Genomic DNA, 17,183 nt, shown 5'->3' with positions numbered 1-17,183 from the left:
GTGCGCGGGCCTTAGATTGTATAATGAGCCTGCAGACAACAAATCAAGGGGGAATTGCTTTGAAAAAACTATCTTTAGTATTAGCAAGTATGATTCTTATGCTCTCCGTTACCGCATGCGGAGGGAACGGCAACAGCAGTAATTCGGCCGCCACCGATGCGCCGGCTTCGGCTGATCCGGCAGCCGGAAGCAGCAGTACAGAACAGCCCGCAGGCAAGGCGAAGATCAAATTCTACACGTTCAAGGCCGATAAGCCGGAAGAACCGATCTACCAGGCCGTTCAGGCGTATAACGAATCCCAGGATAAAGTGGAAGTCGAATATGAATCACTGGTTCAGAACAGTGACAGTACTGATTTCATGAAGAAGCTGGATATTCTCGTAGCCGGCGGAGAAGTAGTCGATGTATTCATGACCGGTAATGAGGATGAACTGCTGGAGCGTGCTTCACGCGGTGTTGTGGAACCGCTTAACTCCTTCTTTGAGCAGGAGAGCATTACGCCGGAGGATGAATATTCCAAGCTGTTGAAGCTTGATGACAAGGTATACGGCATTCTGCCAAGCTCCACCCAGTGGCTGACGGTCTTTAACAAGGATCATCTGGAAGCAGCCGGGCTGTCCCTGCCTGAGATGGGCTGGACCTGGGATGACTTCCGCGACTATGCCAAGAAGCTGACGACACCTGAGCACTACGGAACCTACTTCCACACCTGGGGTGAGTATCCGAACATCATCGCTTACACCGAGAAGCCGCATCCGCAGCTGAGCGCAGATCTGAAGCCGATTTTCGATGATCCGTCCTTCGAGTACTTCTTCAATCTCCGCCGCACTATGGAGAAGGAAGATAAGAGTGTTGAACCGTATGCCGATGTGCTTGCTTCGAACTATCATGTGCTGCAGCAGTTTTTTGCCGGAAATGCCAGTATGCTCGCTGTACCAAGCTATGCTGTCCGGGCGGCGCTGAATCTGGAGAAATTCCCGCATGAGTTCCAGACGATGTACGCTCCGCTGCCGCGCTCCATGGATACGGAAGAGCTGGGCATGACGAATATTTCCGGCGGCGGCCTCGCTATGGGCGCGAAATCGGAGAATAAGGAAGCCTCCTATGATTTCATCCGCTGGATGTCCAAGGAATCCTATAAATTCACGAAAGAAATTCCAGCCTTCAAGGGTGTAGACGGAGCAGAGCTAATCAACGGCTTCTTTGGAGAAAATACAGATTTAATCGATACCGCATCGCTGTCCAAGACACTGTTTGATCCGAATATTCAAATGCCGGATACTTTCAGTGTGCCTTATGGCAGTGAGCTGAAAGCGATTGTGGAGAATGGCTTCGCCAGCTTTATCCTGGATAACCGCAGCTTCGATGAGGTCAAGACTGAAATGACAGCCGAAGTGGAGAAGGTAGTTCAGGCCAATCAGAAATAATGAATTAAGCTAAAGGCGGCAGCGATTATGGATTATAATAGGGACGTTGAATTTACATTACAGTACAAGGTGGATACATTATGAAATGGTTAAGCCGTTTTTCTTTCCATCGCAGACTGCAGTTCACGTTCCTGATCCTGATCCTGCTGCCTTTTATTGTCGTTACCTTCTGGTCGTACACCTCCGTGAGAGAGAATGTGAGTGACAAAATCTCGCGTGCAGGCGAGGAGACGCTGAAGGTAATCGGGAGTCAAATTGAGAAAACCGTAGACAGCATCTCGTTTGTCTCGGTCTATTTCTCTGAGGCATATGATCCGGCCGTGCTGGAGAGTCTGCGCTATTTAAAAAACACCGGGAACTTCGGGAATTACGGAGTGTATACCCACTACAATAAACTCAAGACTACGGCCAATATATTGTCCGTACAGTCGCTGGATGCCGATCTGCAGATTATGCTGGTCAACCGGGAGAACCGGATTCTGATCGGCAACCAGAATATTCCTGTCTTTTCGGTCCTGCCGGAGCAGCTTCTAGAGGAGAGCAGCAAGCTGAATGAGCAGGAGAAGATCTCACTGCAATGGTTCCCCTACGGCGGAGACCCCTCTGCACCGGATTATTATTACGCTGTACGCTTTATTACCGATCCGCTGAATCAGGAGAAGCTGGCAACGCTGTACGTGGGCATTCCGAGCCATTATTTTCATAACCTGCTGGATACGGGCAATAGCGCCAACGTTCTCTCCCTGGCTGACGGGCTGGGCAGAAGCATCGCGGTCACGGGCGGAGCGGATACTCCGAAGGAGAGTCAGATGCTGGTCAGCGAGGTCCGTATTCCAAAAGTGGGCTGGCTGCTCACCAGCAAGACGCCGCGCAGCTCCATCGACAGCCATATCAACCGCGAGTTTCTGGTCTCGATTTCGATCGTCGGTCTGTTCTTTCTGGCGTTTCTGATCCTGTCCATGCTGTGGGCCGGATATATCAATAAGCCGATCAGTCTGCTGCGGGCAAGCGTCAAGCAGTATGTCGGCGGCAACCGCGCGGTGCGGATTCCGGTCCGGGGCAAGGATGAAGTGGCAGTGCTGTCCTCAGCCTTCAACCAGATGCTGGATGATATGAATCAGCTGCTTCAGCAGGTCGAGAGTGAGCAGGAGGAGAAACGGCTGCTGGAGCTTCAGGCCTTGGCGGCGCAGATCCGGCCCCATTTTCTGCTGAATACGCTCAACTCGATCAAGGTGGATCTGCTGCTCTCCGGGGACCAGCCCCATGGTGCGATGATTGATGCGCTGATGAAGCTGCTGCGCGTATACGTTCATGTAGATAAGCCGCTGGAGCTGGCGGAGGAGTGCAAGGTGCTGGGCAGCTATGTGCAGGTGATGCAGATCCGCAACCGGCTGGATATCGCTTTTGAATGTGTGCTGGACGAGAAGGTAGGCGAGGTTATGCTGCCAAGGCTGCTGCTGCAGCCCATTGTCGAGAATGCCATCAGCCACGGCTTCTCTGCACGTCCGGCGAAGCCGGCGATCCGGCTCGAGGCAGCGTTTGAAGACGATATGCTGAAGATCAGCATCAGCGACAATGGCCGGGGGATGCCGGAGGATAAGCTCCAGCGCCTGAACCGGCGGCTGCAAGGAAATGAAGACACGGCCCTGTGGCCGGAAAAAGGGGTCGGACTCGTGAACACGGCACGCCGGCTGCAGGTGCTGTACGGATACCGCGCGCGGCTGAGCGCGCAGGCAAGAACAGATGAGGATGGCATGACTTTTACCCTATATATCCCCGTAACCAGTGAGAAGGAGGCGGTTGCCCTTGATGACCCTGATGCTGATTGATGATGATGTCCCGATGCTGGAATATGTAGAATATCTGCTCGGGTCACTGGGACTGGAGCTGCAGCTGGTGGCTTCGGCCTTCAGCAGTGAGGATGCGCTGGAGCAGTTCCATGCGGCTCTGCCGGATGTCGTCATTATCGACATCGGCCTGCCGGGCATGGACGGGCTGGAGCTTGCGGATGCCTTCCGTATTACGAAGCCGGAGGTGCGCCTGATCTTCCTAACCTGCTATGAGGATTTCCATTACTCGAAGCGGGCCATCCAGCTGGAGGCGGATGATTATCTCATTAAGGATGAATTATCCCCTGAACAGCTGAAGAGCAGCCTCAGCAAAGCGATGAACCGCTTCAAGAGCCGTGAAGAGCTGCTGGAGCGTTATTCCTTCCGCCAGGCGATTGAGCGCAATAAGGAAGTGCTGAAGCAGAGCTTCCTCAAGCAGCTGCTGTCCGGTACGGCAGATCAGGAGAATACGCTTGAATTCGGACAGCGCCTCGGGATCTCCTGGAAGCATCCTTATCTGCGCCACGGGTTTATCCATATGGATGCCGCCTCTGTAACCGAGCGTTACCGGTACAAGGATATACCGCTGATTCATTTTGCCGTGAACAATATAGCGCTGGAGCTGTCCGCCGGAGAAGCTTCCATTACTCCGATTATGAGCAGAGACGCAGACATTTATCTGGTTTGGAATGTAGCTGACCCTTACAGCCCGGGGACGGGGCTGACTGATTTTATGCAATCGGTGTTGGACAAGGTAGAGCAGTACCTGAAGATTACCCTGCGGGGGTTCTATTCAGGGGCTTCCGTGCCCTTGCGGAACTTCGACTCGCTGTATAAGACGCTTATGGACAGCCGCGATCACAACTTCTATCAGGCGGTTACTCCTATTGCTGTCCTCGATGAACAGGCGGATTTCGGGCAGACCGCCGAATGGCGCGGAGATAAGGAACGCGGGATGCTGTCGCTGGCGCTGGAAGAAGGGCATGCCGCCTGGATTGATCTGGCAGTCAATCAATGGACGCAGCAGGTCACCGCGGATAGGCTGCTGCCCCGGCTGGTGAAGGAAGCCTGCGGCAATTTTGTGCGCCAGATGGCCTTTGAAGCCGGAGGACTTGCCGAGGAGGACTTCTTCACCCAGCTGGAGCAGACGGTTCATATCCAGGAGGCTGCCCGCCTGACCAAGCGGGAGCTGCGGAATCTGTGGAGACAGCATACGCTGGCACCCGTGGCGGCGCAGGAGAAGGATATCCGGCTGCAGGAGGTGGACCGTTTCCTGGAGGAGCATGTCGACCAGATGGTGACCTCGACCGATATGGCGGAGCATCTGCATCTGAATGCCAGCTACTTCTCCCGCTATTTCAAGAAGCTGTCCGGCATCAATTTCACCGACTACGTCAATCAGTACAAAATGAATATGGCGATCACGATGCTGGCACGCCCGCATGAGACGGTGGAGAATGTAGCCTATACCCTAGGCTTCTCTGACCGGGCTTATTTCTCCAAAGTCTTCAAGAAGTACAGCGGCAGAAATCCCAGTGAATACAAAGCCGGGCCGGCTGAAGAGGGCATGGGTGAGGAACGAGCGGACTAGACAAGGGAATAAACAACATCCCCATTGGAATCAATTCAGCTTCAATCTATATAGGCTTGTATTAAGGAGGAATTGTAATGAGTGAATTTACGTTTAGATTACCAGCGGAAGAAATCGCCGTTTCGCATGAAGTGGATGTGCTGGTTGCAGGCGGCGGGCCTGCGGGCGTGGCGGCTGCGATTTCCGCCGCCAGAAGCGGAGCGCGGACGCTGCTGATTGAGCAGCGCGGCTTCCTGGGCGGCATGGGCACCGTTGCCCTGGTGCCGGCCTTCTGTCCCTACAGTGACGGGGAGAAGGCGGTGGTGCGCGGCATCGGACTTCAGCTGCTGGAGCAGATGAAGGCGGAATGTGAACCGGAATTCCGGGAACGCTTCGGCACTGAGCTGGACTGGGTGCCCATCGATCCGGAGGTGCTTAAGCGTGTATACGATGATGCTGTGGCAGAGAGCGGAGCCGGGGTGCTGCTGCATACCATTGCCAGCCAGACTGTGATGGACGCAGACGGTCGCAAGATCGAAGGTGTCGTAATCGTCAACAAATCCGGCCGGAGCCTCATCAAGGCGAAGACGGTAATCGACGCGACAGGCGATGCCGATCTGGCTGCCCTGGCGGGCGCACCATTCCATAAAGGCGGGGAGGCAGGTGAGCTTCAGGCGGCGACGATGTGTTATCTGCTGGCTAATGTGGACCGCAAGCGATTCCTGGATTATCTGAATGAAAGCGGTGACACCGATCAGATTCATCGGGCGGTGCAGCAGGCCCAAGCGGACGGGAAGCTGCCGCAGGGCCGGGATTCGGTCTCTGGCCTGTCCTGGGTTGCCGATTATCTGGTCGGCGTCAACTTCGGCCATGTCTTCGGCATCGACGGCTCCAGAGCGGAGGATTTGACCCGGGGCGCAGTGGAAGGACGCAAGCTGGTCCTCCGCCAGCTGGAATTCTTCCGGGCGTACGTGCCCGGCTTTGAACATGCCCACCTCGTGTCCACCGGAGAGCAGATCGGCATCCGCGAGACGCGGCGGATTGTGGGGGATTATGTTCTGACACAGGATGATTTCATGAATATGGTGTCCTTCCCGGATGATATTGCCCGCAACAGCTATTTCATTGATATCCATATGGCGCGCAGCAGCGGGGCCATGCATATTCACCATCTGCCGCCCGGCGAATCCCACGGCGTTCCCTACCGCTGCATGCTGCCGGTTGGTCTCGATAATGTGTGGGTGGCAGGACGCGCAGCCTCCTCGGACCGCGTAGTGCAGGGCTCACTTCGCGTGATGCCCAACTGCTTCGCTATGGGGCAGGCGGCAGGAATGGCGGCGGCGATGGCCGCCGGTACGGACAGCCAGAGCCGGAAGGTAGATATCACCGCGCTTCAGCGCGGGCTGGTCCGGCAGGGGGCCTGGCTTGGCGAAGCATTGGCTGCGTTATAACTAATTGCGGGAGAGTGATTAGAATGACAAGTAACCATGTGAAACATAATTCAAGCAAAAACAGGCCGGGCAGGCTCACCATGCTGGGCATGATCGTATTTTTACTGTTCAGTCTCCTATCCGGCTTGTCAGGTCCAGTTGCAGAGGCCGCAGGGACCACTTATTACGTCGATTCCGCCCTGGGTAGCGACAATAGCTCCGGTACCAGTGAAACGGCAGCCTGGAAGACGCTGGGCAAAGTGAACAGCACTACCTTCAGCCCGGGTGACCGGATTCTTTTGAAGGCAGGCAGTGTGTGGACTAACCAGTATCTTGATCTGCAGGGCTCAGGAACTGAGGGGAATCCGATTACGGTAGACCGCTATGGGAGCGGGGGGAAGCCGCTGATAGATTTCGGCAACACCGCCGTGGGCGGGGAGGGCTTCGGGGTCAGATTGCGCAATGTCTCCTACTGGGAGATCAATAATCTGGAGATTACAAGCGGACAGCAGCCCACGGATATGCGGAGAAACGGCGTGCTGGTTGTGGGGGAAGGAGCAGGAGCGGGGAACTTTCGGCATATTTATATCCGCAATCTCGATATTCACGATATCTTTGGCACGGACCGCAGAACGGGCGGAATTAATGTTCATGCCCGGGGAGCCAATACCGCACCGGAGAGCACCTGGGATGATATTCTGATCGAGAATAACACAGTCATCAACGTGGCGGATACCGGGATTCAGACGATGACGGATGCTTTTTTCAATAGTGCATGGACTCATAAGTTCGATGCTTTCAGCAATGTCGTGATCCGGGGCAATGTGGTGGAGAAAATCCACCGGGACGGCATCCTGGTCAGAGCCAGCGCCTCGCCGCTGATCGAATACAACAAGACGAAATCCATCGGAGAAGCCACCGATGTGAATACATCCATCGTCAATTACCTTGAGGATATCACTGTCGTTGCGGCGCAGTGGGCTTATTATACCAAGGGTGCTATTTTCCAGTACAACGAGGCCTCCGATACCCGGATGCTGGGCGGAGACGGCCAGCCGTGGGACTTCGATATTGAGGTGCACGACAGCATCTACCAGTATAACTATAGCTATAACAACGAGGGCGGCACACTGCTGGTCATGAACAACACGAATAATAATATCTTCCGCTACAATATCAGCCAGAATGATAAGGATGCGAACGGGGTGTTCCATCTGGTGAACGGCGGCGGCAATCTGTACATCTACAACAATATCATCTACCGTTCGGGAACACAGAATAAGGCACTGACCCATGCGAGTAATACAGGAATGGCTTATTACACTAATAATATCTTTTATAATGCTGCCAGCGGGCAATACACGAACAGCCCCAGAATGACGTATGATCACAACAGCTTCTACGGGTTGAATTCGGGTGTTCCCAGCGATCCTAACAAAATCACCGGCAATCCCGGCTTCGTCAGTCCAGGCACAGCCACAGGACTTGCTTCGGCAGACGGTTATAAGCTGGCGCAGACCTCTCCGCTGATCAATGCCGGGGCGGTGGTTGCAGGCAACGGGGGGCTCGATTACTTCGGAAATACACTTTATAACGGCGTGCCGGATATCGGTGTATTCGAGTTCCAGGGTACAATTACACCGCCGGTTACGCTGCTGCAGGATGATTTCGAGGATAACAATTACAGCGGCTGGACTACTTCAGGCGGGGCGTGGAGCGTGGCGGATGACGGTACGAAAGCTTTGACGCAGACCTCAATGTCAGGGGAAGCGCTAGCCTATACAGGCGATGCCTCTTGGAGGAACTACACATATTCGGCCAAAATTAAGCTGCTGAATGCCTTCGGCAACGCTGGACTGCTGTTCCGGTATGCGGATGCCTCGAATTATTACATGTTCCGACTGAATGATTCAGGCGACAAAGCGGAGTTGTTCAAAAAAACAGCCGGAACGCTCACGATGGTAAGCAGTGCCGATGTTGCCGTTACGCCCGGACAGTGGACGGAGCTGAAGGTGACGGTCAGCGGCAGTACGGTTACGGCTTTTGCCGGCGGTACCCAGCTGATCCAGTGGACCGATACGGCGGCACAGCCGGCCGGAGGGAAGATCGGCATCCGGATGCATTCCAGCACCGCCCGGATCGATGATGTCAAGGTTACGGAATAAAGTTTAGCGGGATGATCCGGTCAAATTTTAGTTAAAAATGAAACGATTTCTGCAAATTTGCGTAAGATAACAGCAAAGGGTATGGCCGCAATCCTTTCAACGGGTGTTTGGCGGCTGTGCCCTTTTCTCTTTTCTAATGATATAAGCAAATGAAGCAGGGAGGACTACTCAATGAAATTCAGAAAACTGTTGTCGCTCAAACAATGGTCTCATATATTCCGCAGCTCCTGGCAGTATATCATTTCACCGAACGTCACTATGGGAGATAAGCTGCTGTTCACTATTCCGGCGCTGCTGTACTGGGTGCTGCCTGACTTCATGCCGTTCATACCAATTGATGACATCGGGGTAACGATGCTGCTGATGGGCTGGTTCGTCTCGCGGATGGACCGCAAATACCCGGCGCTGAAGAGCCTAAGATGACGGTTTTACGACAATTTTGACTGCTCTATCTGATGTATTTCTGCAATATGGTTGCTTTTACATCCTATATTCCTTAAAATGAATTATTGAGTATTTAAACTATAGATGCCCGGGAGATGGAATCGAATGAACGTCAAAATTACCCGCAATGCGGCTAAAGTGATAAAGAAAACTATGGAGCTTGAAGGCAACAGCGAGCTTAAACTGCGCGTAGCGATTACGCATTCCCACGGTGACCATGCCCACTACGGCCTGGATCTGGACACGCCTAAGGAGAACGACGTAGTCATCTCCACCGACAAAGAAATCGATGTTATTCTTGATCCGAACCAGCCGCTGCTGGACGGTGTGAAGATTGATTATCTCTACTTCCCTGAGGAAGGCTTCGTTATTACTAATCCGTCTAAAGGAAATCATGGCGATCACTAATTGATCCGCCCGTATTTTACGGACATAAAGAAGGGTTGCTTCATGGCTAACGATATAAGATTATGTGACGAGTGCAATCATATCAAAATGAAAAGCATCGTGCCCAAGCTGCTGAAGATGGCGCCTGACGCCGAGATCAAAACAGGCTGTATCTCCTACTGCGGACCTTGCGGCAAACGCCCGTTTGTCTATATCAACGGCCGTTACATCAGTGCTCCGACAGAAGATGAGGTGCTGGCCAAAGCGGAAGCTTTCGTCAAACAGCCCGCAGTGAAGAAATAGATCAGGTCAGACAGTATAGTTTTGATAGTGTGATAGAACAAAAATACAGCCTCCGCATAAGTTTGCGGGGGTTGTTTTGTTTGATGAGCGTATGTCTGGTTGGAGTTCCCTGAAAAGTATCTGGTATCTGAGTAATCATCGGAGCTAAAGCGTCACTTTGTGGAATATGTCGTGTGTGGGGGCGAGGTGCTGTAAAAGGTGGCCGATGGATAAAAATCTTGCACAAAATACAACGATCGCAATGGGCAGACGTCCGAAACTTGGAAATCTTGCACTAAATACAACAATCCGAGTTAGTGAGAGCTCAGTTAGGCGGAAATGCTGCATTTTGTACAACAATCGGGGTCCGAGTGGCATTGTTACGAGGAGAATCCTGCATTTTGTACAACAATTTGGGTCGGGTCTAATATTGGAGCCCGAGTGGCATCGTTCCAAGGAGAATCCTGCATATTGCAGCACTATTGACGCAGCACACAGCAGCAGTGAAAACCGAAACAAGCCTTAAGTCCGCAGCACAGACCGGCTGCATGGAACTTAAGGCTTGCTGTTAGTTTGTTTAAGTGCCAGCTCTGATAATCAAATCCGCACCGCCTCCTGCTAATTACGCGGAGGCAGCGGGCCGAGGTATTGATAGTATTGGCATTCAATCCGGCCGTTGTACAGCTTGCGGCGCTTGTCCGCTTTACGTCCGTAGTATTGCTCGAATTCCTTATACGGGCTGATGGCGAAGAAGGACCAGGTTGGCAGATAGAGCATCATCTCGCCGAATTGGCGGGTCAGCTTCTCCACTTCCTTATCATTACTGATCCGCTCCCCGTATGGAGGGTTCGTGATAATGCAGCCATATTCGCCTTCCGGGCGGGCCTTGGCGGCAGCGATATGCTTGAAGGTGATCTCACCGGAGAGTCCGGCGCTCTTGGCGGCGGCTTCGGCAATCTCAATCGCTGCCGGATCAATGTCGGTGCCGGTAAGCTGCAGCGGGTAGTCGTCGCGCACAGCGTCGAAGGCTTCCTCGCGGGCTTCCTCCCACAGGCGCTGCGGGATCTCCGGCCAGTGCTCGGACGGGAAGGAGCGGCGCAGACCCGGCGCGATATTCCAGGCGATCATTGCGGCCTCGATCAGAATCGTGCCGGAACCGCAGCATGGATCGTACAGCGGCCGGTGGCCGTTCCAGCGGCTGAGCTGGATCAGGGCCGCAGCCATGGTCTCCTTCAGCGGCGCTTCGGTGGCCTGGCGGCGGTAGCCGCGTTTATGCAGCGCCGGTCCGGTGGTGTCCAGGGTGATCAGCGCGATGTCATTCAGCAGAATAACTTCAACCACATAACGCGGCCCGTTCTCAGGGAACCACTCGGTATGGTAGGACAGCTTCAGCTTCTCGACAATCGCCTTCTTGACGATCCCCTGGCAGGCAGGAACACTCGTCAGCTGTGATTTGTGGGAGCGGCCTTCTACCGGGAATTCGCCGTTCTCGGGAATCCAGTCCTCCCAATTAATCGCTTTGACGCCTTCGAACAGCTCGTCGAAGGTTTTGGCCGGGAACTGGCCCATTTTGACCAATACACGGTCAGAGGTGCGCAGCCATAGATTGCAGCGGCAGATGTCGATGTAATCTCCGCTGAATAATACCCGTCCGTTCTCGACCGTGGTCTCATAACCCAGTTCGTTTAATTCACGCGCTACTACAGCCTCCAGCCCCATGGGGGCAGTGGCGATCAATTGTAATTTGCCCAAATGCTCTCAACTCCGTTTAACTTGTGGATAAATACGCAAAGCCAGTACAATAAGAGAAGCTTGCTCTCCATGTGAATGTGAACCATTAGAACGTTCAGATATCAGTATAGGGTAATGAAGGGTTCTACACAATGCCCGTTCACGCTACACAAAATGAAATTTGAAGGAGAATACATATGCAGAATCAGGAAGAATACAGTGAACAGCTATATACAGAGGATGATTTACTGTTAAAAGTCAAACAGGCCATCACAGCAAACGGAATGCCGGAGGTGTCCATCGCTCCAGGCTACGGCAGACTGCTGACGATGCTGGTTACCTTGTCACGTTCTACCCGGATACTTGAGATTGGTGCGCTGGGCGGCTACAGCGGAATCTGCCTGTGCCGTGGTTTAACGCAGAGCGGCAGCCTGACTTCCCTGGAGCTTAAGGCTGACTATGCCAAGCTTGCCCACAGCCATCTGGAGCAGGCGGGCTTCGGGGACGCGGTAGAATACAAAATCGGCCCCGCACTGGACAGCCTGAAGCTGCTCGAAGCGCAGGGCCAAAAGTATGATTTCTTCTTCATCGATGCCGACAAGGAGAACTATCCGAATTATCTGGAATATGCGATCCGGCTCGCTTCCCCGGGCGCAATTATTGCCGGTGACAACATTTTCTTGCGCGGCCGCACGCTGAATACGGAGAAGAACGGACCTGCCGTTCAGGCGATTCGCCGCTTCAATGAGATGATTGCCGGCGATCCCCGCCTGACCAGCACACTGCTGCCGGCCTACGACGGACTAGCCTTGGCGATGGTTAAATAGCCTGTCCTCTGCAGGCTGAGCCCATACGCTCCACGCATACCAAAGTCTGCTAACGGAACAACCTGGGTTCTGTCTTCTTATATAACTTGAGCCTTACCCAGACCGTATTAATCAGCAGGAACGCGCCGGAGATGATGAACAGCCCTTCGATCCCGATATATCCGGACAGGAAGCCGCCGATGACTGCGCCCAGCATATTGCCGAGTGCCAGTGTGCTGCTGTTGAAGCCGAAGGCACGGCTCTCCTTGCCGTCGGGCGTATAGGAACGGATGAGGGCGTTGACGCTCGGCAGCAGGCCGCCCATGAAGACGCCCATCAGGAAGCGGACGAGGATCAGCTGCCACACGCTGGTCACGAAGGCCTGCGGGATGAGGAACAGCGCCGCGCCAATCAGCGCATAGGTCAGTATCCGGTGGGCGCCTACCTTGTCGCTGAGCTTGCCGAGCAGCGGAGAAGCCAGCATGTTCGAAATACCGGTGACGGCACTGACCATGCCTGCCCAGAAGGCAATATTCACAGCGGAGCCGTGCAGCTTCTCCACGTAGAGCGGCAGCAGCGACATCGGGCTGATCATGGCGAACTGCAGCAGGAACGTCACGCCGAACAGTGCCGGCAGCTGCGGAACCTTAGCCAGCTCCTTGAAGCCTTCGAGCACAGATACCTGCGGCACCTGCGCAGCTTCCACCCGGTCGAATTTCTCCTTGACCAGGAATAACGCCAGCAGGGAGGCGACGAACAAGAGCGCACCCACGACATAAAAGATCGGGCGGAACCCGATCCAGTCCGCCAGCAAGCCGCCGATCAGCGGACCGAGAATCGTACCGGCTACAGCGCCGGACTGCATCAGTCCCATCGCGAAGCCCATACGCGGCTTCGGGGTGGTTCCCGAGACCAGCGCGATGGAGGCGGGGTTGAAGCCGGAGATGGTTCCGTTCAGCAGGCGGAGCAGCAGCAGCTGCATCGGGGACTGCGCGAAGCCCATCAGCACGATAACAATTGCCATACCGAAGCTGGAGCGCAGCAGCATGATTTTGCGGCCGTATTTGTCGGCAAGCTTGCCCCACAGGGGCTGAAAGATAAACGAGGTCAAGAAGTTTGCGGCAAAAATAAGTCCGGCCCACATCCCGATCGCGTGATCTCCGGTCACACCCAGGTCTTTGGCGAGATAAAGGGACAGAAAAGGGGTAATCATAGTCATGCCGGCATTCACCAGAAACTGGCCAAACCAAAGCACCATGAGGTTGACTTTCCAGGTCTCCCAATTCTTCAAAGTGCTTTCACTTCCTTTCAGGGGATTCAAAGATAAATAGTTCACGAAAAATTGACATTATATCAGTATATCATAGTTTTTTAGCCGTGCAGTGCAACACTTGTCATAGTAATGTCATGGGATTGTCATTCCCTTAAGGGTGAAGCGGTTGTTACCCGCTGGCAAAAGGGGCATAATAATGATATGTGTTTTCTAAATATACTATCAAATCTAATGGAGATCTTATCATGACCTACAACGACACTTTTATCCGCGCCTGCAGACAGCAGAGCACGGAGCACGTTCCCGTATGGTACATGCGGCAGGCCGGCCGTTATGATCCCGAGTACCGTAAAATCAAGGAGAAATACTCGCTGCTGGAGATCTGCAGACAGCCGGAGCTTGCAGCTGAAGTAACCTTGATGCCTGTGCGCAAGCTGGGTGTGGACGCGGCCATCCTGTATTCCGACATTATGAATCCTGTAGCTTCCCTTGGCGTGGACTTCGACATCGTGAAGAATATCGGCCCGGTCATTGAGAATCCGATCCGCTCGGCGGCGGATGTCGACCGGCTGAAGCCGATTGATGTGGAAGGGGATCTGGGTCACATTCTTGAGACGATTGCCCTCCTCGACAAAGAGCTGGACGTGCCGCTGATCACTTTTGCAGGAGCACCTTTCACCATCGCCAGCTATCTGATTGAAGGCAGGCCCTCCAAGAGCTATCACCGCACCAAGGAAATGATGTTCAGCCAGCCCCGCGTGTGGGAGAAGCTGATGGAGAAGCTGGGCGATATGGTTATCGCATATCTTCGCGCCCATGTCGCAAGCGGCGGCAAGGCGTTCCAGCTGTTCGACAGCTGGGTTGGCGCGCTGGCCCCGCGTGATTTCGAAGCATATGTGCTGCCGACAATCACCCGGATTTTTGCCGAGCTGTCTGATCTGGACGTTCCGAAGATTTATTTCCCCGGTGTCAGCTCAGGGGAGCTGCTCCCCAGCCTGGCCAGGCTGCAGGCCGATGTGATCGGACTGGACTGGCGTGTAAGCCTGACCGAAGGCAGACGCAGAACGGGCGGAGGATTCGCGATTCAAGGCAATCTGGATCCTTATCTGCTGACCGCACCAATGGACGTATTGAAAGAACGGGCTAAAGAACTGATCGATGAAGGCATCAGACAGCCGGGTTATATTTTTAATCTGGGCCATGGATTATTTCCTGAAGCTTCATTGGACACACTTAAGGAATTAACGGATTATGTACATGAGTATTCGGCAGCGGCATTGAAACAGGCAGCAGGACCGCTCGCGTAATTAAAGCAAGGTACATGAGATAGCAGCAATTGCTGCTCTCTTTGTTTTTTATGAGCATAATGGAATTGTGAAATGAGCAGGCGCAGGACATTATTCGTAAAAGGGGATGGAAACCGTGACCACCAAAATTGGAGTACTCGTGATGTCGTACGGCACGCCTGAAAGTCTGGAGGATGTGGAGGCGTATTACACGCATATCCGCAGAGGCAATGCACCTTCCGCTGAACAGCTGAAAGAGCTGAAGGACCGCTACGAAGCCATTGTAGGAGGCGTGTTCCCGCTCAGGGAGAATACAGACCGCCAGGTGGAGGCCCTGCAGGCCAAGCTGAACAGCGGGCAGATTCAGTATGTCTGCTACCAGGGGCTGAAGCATGCCAGACCTTTCATTGAAGATGGTGTGGAGGCGATGGTCCGGGATGGGATTACCCAGGCGATAGGCATTGTGCTGGCCCCTCATTACTCGGTGATGAGCGTTGGAACCTATATCAAGCGGGCCAAGGATAAAGCGGATGCCTGCGGAATTAATATGGAATTTGTCGAGAGTTACCATATGCATCCGGAGCTGATCGATGTGCTTAGCCGCCGGGTGACTGCGAAGCTGGATGAATTCGAGGAAACCGGAGCTGCGAGGGATGAAGTACGTGTACTGTTCAGCGCACACAGCCTGCCGGAACGCATTCTGGCTATGGGCGATCCGTACCGTGACCAGCTGCTGGAAACCTCCAAAGCCATTGCCGATCAGGCAGGTGTGGAGTCCTGGCAGTTCACCTGGCAGAGCGCGGGCAGAACTGCAGAGCCGTGGCTGGGTCCGGATATTCTGGATACGATGCGTGAGCTGGCCGAAGCTCAGGTGAAATATGTGCTGTCTGCTCCCATTGGCTTCGTGTCTGACCACTTAGAGGTCCTGTACGATCTGGATATCGAGGCGCAGGCCTTGGCTTCAGAGCTGGATATGCGGCTGCTGCGGATTGATTCATTGAACAGCGATCCGGCGTATATGTCTGTGCTTAGCGATGTGGTGCGTACGAAGGCCGGACAGTTACAGGTGAAGCAATCATGAGCGGTTCACCGCGCAAGGTAGTAATTATCGGCGGAGGCCTCAGCGGCCTCAGTGCCGCTTACTACGTCCGCAAGTTTTACCGGGAAGCCGGGGTTCAGCCGGAAATTATATTGATTGAGAAGGATAAATGCCTTGGCGGCAAAATCGAGACCCTGCACCGTGACGGCTTTGTCATTGAGAAAGGCCCGGACTCCTTCCTGGCCCGCAAAACAGCCATGGTTGATCTGGCCAGAGAGCTGGAGCTGGATCACGAGCTGGTGACCACGAATCCGAATGCCAAGAAGACTTACATATTGCAGCGAGGCAAGCTCCACCCGATGCCCGCAGGGCTTGTTCTGGGGATTCCTACGGAGCTGAAGCCGTTTCTGAAGAGCGGCCTCGTCTCCTTCGGCGGTAAAATGCGGGCGATGATGGATTTCGTACTTCCGCCTCGCCGCAGCTCCGAGGATGAATCGCTCGGTGACCTGATCGAGCGGCGTCTGGGTACAGAGGTGCTGGAGAATATGACAGAGCCCTTGCTCGCCGGTATTTATGCCGGTGATATGCGCAAGATCAGCCTCCAGGCTACTTTTCCGCAGTTCGGCGAGGTCGAACGCCAGTACGGCAGTCTGATCAGGGGGATGACGACCGGCAGGAAGCCGGCGGAGACCCATACCGGAACCAAGAAAAGCGCGTTCCTGACTTTCCGTCAGGGGCTGCAGAGCCTGGTGCATGCCCTGATCCATGATCTGCAGGATGCCCAGCAGCGGACCGGAACGGGAGCGGTGTCCATCAAAGTACGGAGCGGGGCGGGGGTATCCGCAGAGGCCTCTGCTGCACCGCGCTATGAGGTGGAGCTGGACAACGGTGAACTGCTGCAAGCTGATGATATCTATGTAACCGTGCAGAATTTCGCTGCCGCAGAGCTGCTGCGTCCGCATGTGGATGTATCCGCGCTGGATGCTGTCAATTATGTGTCAGTGGCTAATGTGGTCATGGCGTTTACCAAGAAGGATATCGTTACCGAATATGACGGATCCGGATTCCTGGTCCCGCGCAAAGAAGGGCGGAACATCACGGCCTGTACCTGGACTTCTACGAAATGGCTGCATACCAGCCCGGATGATAAGGTATTGCTGCGCTGTTACGTCGGACGGTCGGGGGATGAACAGAATGTAGACCTGCCGGATGAGGCGCTGGCTGAACTGGTGCGCAAAGACCTGAAGGAAATTATGGGGATCTCTGCAGCTCCCCTGTTCACCGAGATTACCCGGCTCAGGCATTCCATGCCGCAATATCCGGTAGGCCATCCCGGCCGGATCGCCGGCCTGCGAAGTGAGCTGGAAGAGAAGCTGCCGGGTGTGTATGCTTTTGGCGCCGGCTATGACGGCATCGGCATGCCGGACTGCATTAAGCAGGCGAAGCTTACGGCTGAGACTGCTGCAGCCCATTTAGAGAAGCTGCCGGAACCGGCAGCTGTAACGGTATAACGG

At 54.2% G+C, this 17,183-nt stretch carries 14 protein-coding genes; 12 read left to right on the top strand and 2 right to left on the bottom strand.

Features of this window, described 5'->3' with window-relative positions; translation table 11 throughout:
• The first annotated feature begins 59 nt into the window (after nucleotides 1-59).
• From NSQ73_RS20505 to NSQ73_RS20470, 8 genes are all read left to right on the top strand, one after another.
• Nucleotides 60-1,427, top strand: a complete 1,368-nt coding sequence (locus tag NSQ73_RS20505; RefSeq protein ID WP_340987915.1) for an ABC transporter substrate-binding protein — start codon at nucleotides 60-62, stop codon at nucleotides 1,425-1,427.
• Nucleotides 1,428-1,507: 80 nt separating this feature from the next.
• Nucleotides 1,508-3,256 (top strand): sensor histidine kinase, encoded by a 1,749-nt coding sequence (locus NSQ73_RS20500; RefSeq protein WP_340987914.1) that lies wholly within the window; start codon nucleotides 1,508-1,510, stop codon nucleotides 3,254-3,256.
• The gene (locus tag NSQ73_RS20495) at nucleotides 3,237-4,847 is read left to right on the top strand and encodes a helix-turn-helix domain-containing protein (protein ID WP_340989342.1); all 1,611 of its coding nucleotides are present in this window, start codon (nucleotides 3,237-3,239) and stop codon (nucleotides 4,845-4,847) included. The genes NSQ73_RS20500 and NSQ73_RS20495 overlap by 20 nt, the downstream gene beginning before the upstream one ends.
• Nucleotides 4,848-4,924: 77 nt before the next feature.
• Nucleotides 4,925-6,277 (top strand): FAD-dependent oxidoreductase, encoded by a 1,353-nt coding sequence (locus NSQ73_RS20490; protein WP_340987913.1) that lies wholly within the window; start codon nucleotides 4,925-4,927, stop codon nucleotides 6,275-6,277.
• Nucleotides 6,278-6,300: 23 nt separating this feature from the next.
• The gene (locus tag NSQ73_RS20485) at nucleotides 6,301-8,421 is read left to right on the top strand and encodes a family 16 glycoside hydrolase (RefSeq protein WP_340987912.1); all 2,121 of its coding nucleotides are present in this window, start codon (nucleotides 6,301-6,303) and stop codon (nucleotides 8,419-8,421) included.
• A 171-nt stretch (nucleotides 8,422-8,592) separates the two neighbouring features.
• Nucleotides 8,593-8,844, top strand: a complete 252-nt coding sequence (locus tag NSQ73_RS20480; protein WP_039308765.1) for a hypothetical protein — start codon at nucleotides 8,593-8,595, stop codon at nucleotides 8,842-8,844.
• 126 nt (nucleotides 8,845-8,970) lie between these two features.
• A complete protein-coding gene (locus NSQ73_RS20475) occupies nucleotides 8,971-9,273 on the top strand; it encodes a HesB/IscA family protein (RefSeq protein ID WP_039308768.1) in 303 nt (100 codons plus the stop codon).
• 42 nt (nucleotides 9,274-9,315) lie between these two features.
• Entirely contained in the window at nucleotides 9,316-9,555 is a 240-nt protein-coding gene (locus tag NSQ73_RS20470) for a DUF1450 domain-containing protein (protein WP_039308771.1), read from the top strand.
• Between the two features lie 597 nt (nucleotides 9,556-10,152).
• On the opposite strand, the gene NSQ73_RS20465 is transcribed toward NSQ73_RS20470, so the two are convergent.
• Nucleotides 10,153-11,286 (bottom strand): THUMP domain-containing class I SAM-dependent RNA methyltransferase, encoded by a 1,134-nt coding sequence (locus tag NSQ73_RS20465; RefSeq protein WP_042135686.1) that lies wholly within the window; start codon nucleotides 11,284-11,286, stop codon nucleotides 10,153-10,155.
• Nucleotides 11,287-11,462: 176 nt separating this feature from the next.
• On the opposite strand from NSQ73_RS20465, the gene NSQ73_RS20460 reads away from it, so the two are divergent.
• Entirely contained in the window at nucleotides 11,463-12,092 is a 630-nt protein-coding gene (locus NSQ73_RS20460; RefSeq protein ID WP_340987911.1) for an O-methyltransferase, read from the top strand.
• A 49-nt stretch (nucleotides 12,093-12,141) separates the two neighbouring features.
• On the opposite strand, the gene NSQ73_RS20455 is transcribed toward NSQ73_RS20460, so the two are convergent.
• Complete coding sequence (locus NSQ73_RS20455; protein WP_042135690.1) at nucleotides 12,142-13,362, bottom strand: MFS transporter; 1,221 nt, start codon at nucleotides 13,360-13,362, stop codon at nucleotides 12,142-12,144.
• 227 nt (nucleotides 13,363-13,589) lie between these two features.
• Between NSQ73_RS20455 and hemE the strand changes: the two genes are divergently transcribed.
• The 3 genes from hemE to hemG all read left to right on the top strand — a co-directional run bounded on the left by hemE (nucleotide 13,590) and on the right by hemG (nucleotide 17,180).
• Nucleotides 13,590-14,651 (top strand): uroporphyrinogen decarboxylase, encoded by a 1,062-nt coding sequence (hemE, locus tag NSQ73_RS20450; RefSeq protein ID WP_340987910.1) that lies wholly within the window; start codon nucleotides 13,590-13,592, stop codon nucleotides 14,649-14,651.
• A 106-nt stretch (nucleotides 14,652-14,757) separates the two neighbouring features.
• Complete coding sequence (gene hemH / locus NSQ73_RS20445) at nucleotides 14,758-15,711, top strand: ferrochelatase (RefSeq protein WP_445669562.1); 954 nt, start codon at nucleotides 14,758-14,760, stop codon at nucleotides 15,709-15,711.
• On the top strand, nucleotides 15,708-17,180 hold the full coding sequence (hemG, locus tag NSQ73_RS20440; RefSeq protein ID WP_340987908.1) for a protoporphyrinogen oxidase: 1,473 nt from the start codon (nucleotides 15,708-15,710) through the stop codon (nucleotides 17,178-17,180). Before hemH ends, hemG begins: the two co-directional genes overlap by 4 nt.
• Nucleotides 17,181-17,183 lie beyond the last annotated feature (3 nt).

The organism is Paenibacillus sp. FSL R10-2736 (assembly GCF_038000245.1).
GTDB lineage: Bacteria > Bacillota > Bacilli > Paenibacillales > Paenibacillaceae > Paenibacillus_AQ > Paenibacillus_AQ phytohabitans.
This window is presented reverse-complemented; position numbering and strand designations above follow the sequence as displayed.